Origin of the sequence: Azohydromonas lata NBRC 102462, assembly GCF_001571085.1 — a bacterium.
In the GTDB taxonomy this organism is placed as follows: Bacteria; Pseudomonadota; Gammaproteobacteria; order Burkholderiales; family Burkholderiaceae_C; genus Azohydromonas; species Azohydromonas lata.
Genome location: NZ_BCTC01000211.1, coordinates 1 through 3,407, shown reverse-complemented (window position 1 = coordinate 3,407; position 3,407 = coordinate 1). Strand labels below are relative to the sequence as shown.

Annotated in this window: 3 protein-coding genes; 1 reads left to right on the top strand and 2 read right to left on the bottom strand. The window is 73.1% G+C overall.

Features of this window, described 5'->3' with window-relative positions; genetic code table 11:
• The coding region (locus ALA01S_RS30420; protein WP_169806050.1) for a PAS domain-containing protein at positions 1-1,771 on the bottom strand (1,771 nt) is incomplete at its 3' end.
• Between the two features lie 190 nt (positions 1,772-1,961).
• On the opposite strand from ALA01S_RS30420, the gene ALA01S_RS30415 reads away from it, so the two are divergent.
• On the top strand, positions 1,962-2,855 hold the full coding sequence (locus ALA01S_RS30415; protein WP_066343430.1) for a LysR family transcriptional regulator: 894 nt from the start codon (positions 1,962-1,964) through the stop codon (positions 2,853-2,855).
• 24 nt (positions 2,856-2,879) lie between these two features.
• Here ALA01S_RS30415 and ALA01S_RS30410 read toward each other — a convergent pair.
• A partial coding sequence (locus ALA01S_RS30410; RefSeq protein WP_238456021.1) for a sensor histidine kinase occupies positions 2,880-3,407 on the bottom strand: 528 nt, incomplete at its 5' end.

The window sequence follows — 3,407 nt, the reverse complement described above, 5'->3', positions numbered from 1 at the left end:
GCTGCTCCTCCAGCGCCTTGCGCTCGGAGAGGTCCGTCACCACGGCCAAAAAGCCGCTGGGCTCGCCCTGCGCGCTGCGCAGCAGGCTGATGCTCACCAGGCCGGCCACGCGCGTGCCGTCGGCGCGCACGTAAGTCCATTCGCTGCGCCGGCTGCTGTCGTGGCCGGCGGGCAGGGCCGCCAGCGTGGAACGCGCCGCGGTGGCCAGCCACAGCGGCAGTTGGCCGCAGTTCTCCAGCACCTCGCGCGGATAGTGGTGGAGCTGGGCCAGCATTTCGGCGTGGTCGCGGAAATCCAGCTCCAGCCGGCCCAGGGCGCGGGCGGCGGGAATGCGCAGCATGGCCTCCGCGGCCGGGTTGAAGGTGGTGATACGCCCGGCCAGGTCGGTGGCGATGATGGCGCTGCCCGCGCTGGCCAGGATGGCCTGCTCCCGCTCGGCCAGCCGCTGCAGCTCGGCCGTGCGCTGGCGCACCTGGCGCTCCAGCGTGGCGTTGAGCTCGGCCAGCGCGGCTTCGGCCTCCTTGCGTTCGGTGATGTCCAGCGAGGAGCCGATGATGCCGATGACGCGCCCGCGGGCGTCGCGGAACGGCGCCTTGGTGGACAGCCACACGGCCGGCGTGCCGTCGGCGCGGCTGACCGCCTCCTCGACCTGCTCGGCCATGCCGCTGTCCATGATGCGGCGGTCGTTGGCCATGACGGCCCGCGCCTGGACCGGGTCGTCCAGGCATTCCAGGTCGGTCTTGCCCAGGTAGTGCTGCGGCGGCTGGCCCAGCAGCTCGGTCACGCCGCGGTTGGCCACCAGCAGGCGGCCCTGGGCGTCCTTGGCGTAGGCCACGCCGGGCACGGCGTCGGCAAAGGCGCGCAGCAGGTCCAGGGCCTGGTCGCGCTCGGCCTCCAGGGTGCGGCGGCGCTCCGCGTCCAGCAGCACGCCGGGGAAGCGCAGCGGCGTGCCGTCGGCGGCGTGGTCCACGCGGCCGTTGGCCTGTATCCAGCGGTAGACGCCGTCGCGCCCGCGCACCCGGTACTCGTGGCTGTAGGGGCCGCCGCGGGCGATGGCGTCGGCCATGGCCGCGCGCAGGCCCTCCAGGTCGTCGGGGTGGACGCTGGCCATGACCTGCTGCGGCAACAGCCCCGTGCGGGCCAGCGCCGGGTCCAGGCCGAAGCTCAGGGCGAAGCGCTCGTCCACCGTGACGGTGTCGGTGGGCAGGTCCCACAGCCAGGTGCCGATGATGGCGCCCGCGGCCAGGGCGAGCTGCACGCGTTCGGCGTCCACGCGCGCCTCCTCGATGCTGCGCGCCAGCGCGGCCTGGTCGCGGCGCGCGGCAGTGACGTCGGTGACGGCCTCGGCCACCGCCACGCCGCGCCCGCGCGCGTCGCGGCGCAGCACCTTGCGGGTGGACACCACGATCTCGCGCCCGTCGCGCGTGGTGTGGCGCAGGTCGCCCGTCCACTCGCCCTCGCGCTCCAGCGTGGCCTCGATGTGGGCCAGCGGCACGGGGAACACGGTGTGCAGCAATTCGTGCGCGTTGCGGCCCACAACCTCGTCCGGGGCCCAACCGTAGAGGCGCTCGCAGCCGCGGGACCAGTAGAGGATGGTGCCGTCGGGGGCACGGACGAAGACCGAGGCCAGGTCCAGTGTGGCGGTGAGCTCGCCCAAGGCCGGGCCGACCCGGGCCGGCAGGCCCGGGGCCTCGACGGGGCCGGCAGCCCCGTCCGCTTCGCCTGCAGCGGCAAGAGGCACGCGCCTGGCCCCCAGCCTGGCGTCATCCATAGGTGTGCACTTCCTCAATCCGATGCCGGCGCCCGCGCGGTGCGCTGCGCCTGAGCCCCGCATTGCGGGCAAACCCCAGGCCCGCCCCTGGTTCGCCCAAGCCGGCATGTGCGTGCCGGGCCGACTGGGCGGCCCTTCACCATGGCGCACGCGCTACGCTCGCGCCCCCGACTTTGCTGGACGGACACCCGTGAAAATCGATTTCGACGGCGTGCAGGCCTTCGTCGCCATCGCCGAGCTGGGCGGTTTCAACAAGGCCGCGCGCGAGCTGCACATCACGCAGACGGCGCTGACGCGGCGGCTGCAAAAGCTCGAAGCCTACCTGGGCCTGCGGCTGCTGGACCGCACCACGCGCCGCGTGGAGCTCACCGCCGTGGGCCGCGACTTCCTGCCGCAGGCGCGCGCCATCGTCCAGGACATGACGGTCGCTGTGGAGCGGCTCAAGGACATGTCGCAGCACGCGCGCGGCAATGTCACCCTGGCCTGCATTCCCTCCATGAGCGCGCACCTGCTGCCCGCGGTCATGCGCAGCTATGCGCAGTCCCATCCCGACAACCGCGTGCGGCTGCTGGACGGCGACTCCAACGAGGTGCGCGCCGCCGTGCTCAACGGCCTGGCCGAGCTGGGCATCGCCGTGTTGGGCGAAAAGCACCCGGAGCTGCAGGAGACGGTGCTGTTCTCCGACCCGCTGGCCTTCATCTGCCGCGAGCCCCACCCGCTGCAGGAGCGCAAGAGCGTGACGTGGGCCGACATGCGCGGCGCGGAATTGATCGGCGTGAGCAGCGCCACGGCCACGCGCGTGTTCATGGACTACCAGCTCGCCAAGCGCGGCATACGGCTGCACGGCAACTACGAGGTGCAGCACCACGCCACGGCCATCAACCTGGTGGCCGCGGGCGTGGGCAGCGCCATCCTGCCCTCCTCCACTTTCCGCGAGGGCGACCGGCCGGGGCTGCGCAAGATCGCCCTCACCGACCCGCCCGTGCGCCGCAAGGTGGTGCTGCTGCGCCTCAAGCGCAGCAGCCTCTCGCCGGCGGCACAGGCCTTCCACGACTTGTTGAAGGCCACGCCGCTGCAGCCCTGAGGATGGCGTCAAGGCACCGCCCGCTCACGCCGCATCGGCGCCGTCCTGCGCCGCCGCCAGCGGCAGGCGCACCTTGAACGTGCTGCCCCGCCCCGGCGTGCTTTCCAGCCGCACCGTGCCGCCCATCATCTTCACCAGCCGCTGGACGATGGACAGGCCCAGGCCCGTGCCGCCGAAGCGCCGCGTGATGGAGGCGTCGGCCTGGGTGAAGGGCTCGAAGATGCGCTGCTGCTCGGCCAGGGCGATGCCCATGCCGGTGTCCATCACGTCCAGCCACAGCATCGACGCGCCGGTGCTCCCCGGGCCCGGCTCGCTCCAGTGCGCGTGCAGCGTCACCCGCCCCTGCGCGGTGAACTTCACCGCGTTGGACAGCAGGTTGAGCAGCACCTGGCGCAGCCGCAGCGGGTCGCCCACCACCGTGGCGGGCAGCTCGGGGGCGACATCGGCGTGCAGGATCAAACCCTTGGCGTCGGCCTGGGGGCGCACCAGGTCCAGCGCGGTGGCCAGCAGCGCCGGCAGGTTGAACGGCACGGACTCCAGCGCCAGCTCGCC